The following is a 2,082-nucleotide window of genomic DNA, read 5'->3' as shown; positions in this document are numbered from 1 at the left end:
CCACCAGCACACGCCCGCGGCCCCCGCCGAGCCCCTCGGCACCGCCGAACGGTCCGCGGCCGCCCTCCACGCCGCCCGCCTCCTCGCCCCGCTGCTCCCCGAGCCCCTGGACCACGTCCTCCTCCAGGCGGACCTGACGGCGGTGGCGCCCGGCCCGCTGCGACGCCCGCTGGCCGACACCCTCGACGTACTCGCGGACGTGGAGTCGAAGGGCGGTGCGACCGTCTACCGCTTCACCCCGGCCTCCGTACGCCGGGCCCTGGACGCCGGCCGCAGCGCCTCCGACCTGCACGCGTTCCTCTCGGCCCACTCCCGCACCCCGGTCCCGCAGCCGCTCGCGTACCTGATCGACGACGTGGCCCGCAGACACGGCCACCTCCGGGTCGGCGCGGCCTCCGCCTACGTGCGCTGCGACGACGACACTGTCCTGGGCGAGATCCTCGCCGACAAGCGGTCCGAGCCGCTCCGTCTGCGCCGGCTGGCGCCCACGGTCCTGGCCGCCCAGACGGACCCGGCGACCCTCCTCGACGGTCTGCGCTCCCTGGGGTACGCCCCGGCCGCGGAGTCCGCCGAGGGCGACGTCCTGATCACCCGCGCCCACGCGTACCGCACCCCGCCGCGCACCGCCCCGGAACCCGTCCCCGACGGCCCTCCGCCCCCGGACGACACCCTCCTCACGGCGGCTCTCCGGGCCATCCGCGCGGGCGACCTCGCCTCCACGGCACCCCGCAGGACCTCGGCCCCCGTACCCGACGGCACGCTCCCGCGCACCAGTTCCGCCGAGACCCTCGCCACCATGCAGGCCGCCGTCCTCACCGGCGAGGCCCTGTGGATCGGGTACGTCAACGCCGAGGGCAGCGCCAGTCAGCGTGTCATCGCCCCCATCCGCGTCGAGGGCGGCTTCGTCACGGCGTACGACCACACGGCGGACGAGGTGCGCACGTATCCGCTGCACAGGGTGACGGGAGTGGCGGAGTTGGCGGACGACGGGGCGTAGGGCGAGTACGGCCACCGTGGGATCACCCGCCCGGGGGTACGCGCGCCTTCATGCACGCACGACGGGCGGTTCCCACCCTTGAGGGACCTTGCGGGGCCCTCCGCATCCCGGTGTGAGCCGCTGGGCAGCCACCTGGCGGGGAGTCAGCGCAGGCTCCCCGCTCCGTCAGGTACATCTCCGTGAACAGGTACATCTCCGTGAACCGAAAGGCCCGTACGTGCCCATGCCTCGCAACCCCCCGCGCCGCACCCGCACCCGCACCCGTGTCCTCGCTGTCGCCCTGGGCTCTGCCGCAGCCGTCCTCGGGACACTCGCTCCCGAGGCCGCGGCGGACCGGGCGGAACGGGTGAACCGGGCGGACCGGGCGGCGTTGCCGCTGCCCGTTCCGCCCGCCGAGTCGCTGGTCACCGAGGGCGTCACCGTGGAGGGGCCGCTGGTCAACAACATCACTCTGCCCATGACGAAGTAGCCCGCCGCATGCGGTAGCTGTCCCCTTCGAGCCGGACGATCTCGGCGTGGTGGGCCAGCCGGTCGGTCATCGCCGGTGCGGCTCCCCCGCCGAAGATCTCGTCCCAGCGGCCGAGCGGGCGATCGCTGGTCACGATCAGCGAGGCCCGCTCGTAGCGGTGCGCGACCAGGTGGAAGAACAGCTGGGCCGTGTCCGCGTCGAAGGGGAGGTAGCCGACCTCGTCGACGATCAGCACGGCATGGTCGTCGAGCGCGGTCAGTTCCTCGGCCAGGCGCCCCTCGGCGCGGGCGCCGGACAGCCGCGCGGCCCACTCGGCGGCGGTCGCGAACAGCACCCGGTGTCCCGCCTGGCAGGCCCGTACGCCGAGGCCGATCGCCAGATGTGTCTTGCCGGTGCCGGGTGCCCCGACGAACACCACGTTCCGCCGGGCGGCGACGAAGTCCAGCTTGCCGAGCCGGGCGACGGTCTCCCGGTCGAAGGAGCGGGGGTGGTCCACGTCGAACTCCTCCAGCAGCTTGCGGGAGGGAAACCCGGCGGCACGGATCCGGGCCTCGGCGCCCGTCCCGTACGTGGTCGAGGGGAGCGGCTGCGTCTGGGCGGGGATCGGGACCGGCGG

The 2,082-nt window shown here is 74.6% G+C and carries 3 protein-coding genes; 2 read left to right on the top strand and 1 reads right to left on the bottom strand.

Features of this window, described 5'->3' with window-relative positions:
• Both FNH04_RS45310 and FNH04_RS45305 read left to right on the top strand, forming a co-directional pair.
• Nucleotides 1-997: helicase-associated domain-containing protein (locus FNH04_RS45310; protein WP_194237045.1), on the top strand; the 997-nt coding region annotated here is incomplete at its 5' end.
• Between the two features lie 223 nt (nucleotides 998-1,220).
• Nucleotides 1,221-1,466 (top strand): hypothetical protein, encoded by a 246-nt coding sequence (locus FNH04_RS45305; RefSeq protein WP_194237044.1) that lies wholly within the window; start codon nucleotides 1,221-1,223, stop codon nucleotides 1,464-1,466.
• Here the strand turns inward: FNH04_RS45305 and istB are convergent.
• Nucleotides 1,444-2,082, bottom strand: a 639-nt coding sequence (gene istB, locus FNH04_RS45300; protein WP_152792044.1) for an IS21-like element helper ATPase IstB, incomplete at its 5' end; no start/stop codon positions are given. The two genes, FNH04_RS45305 and istB, sit on opposite strands and share 23 nt — an antisense overlap.

Origin of the sequence: Streptomyces phyllanthi, from assembly GCF_009377205.1 — a bacterium.
GTDB classification, from domain to species: domain Bacteria; phylum Actinomycetota; class Actinomycetes; order Streptomycetales; family Streptomycetaceae; genus Streptomyces; species Streptomyces phyllanthi.
Note: the sequence above shows the minus strand (reverse complement) of the source record. Positions and strands in the feature narration are given on the sequence as shown.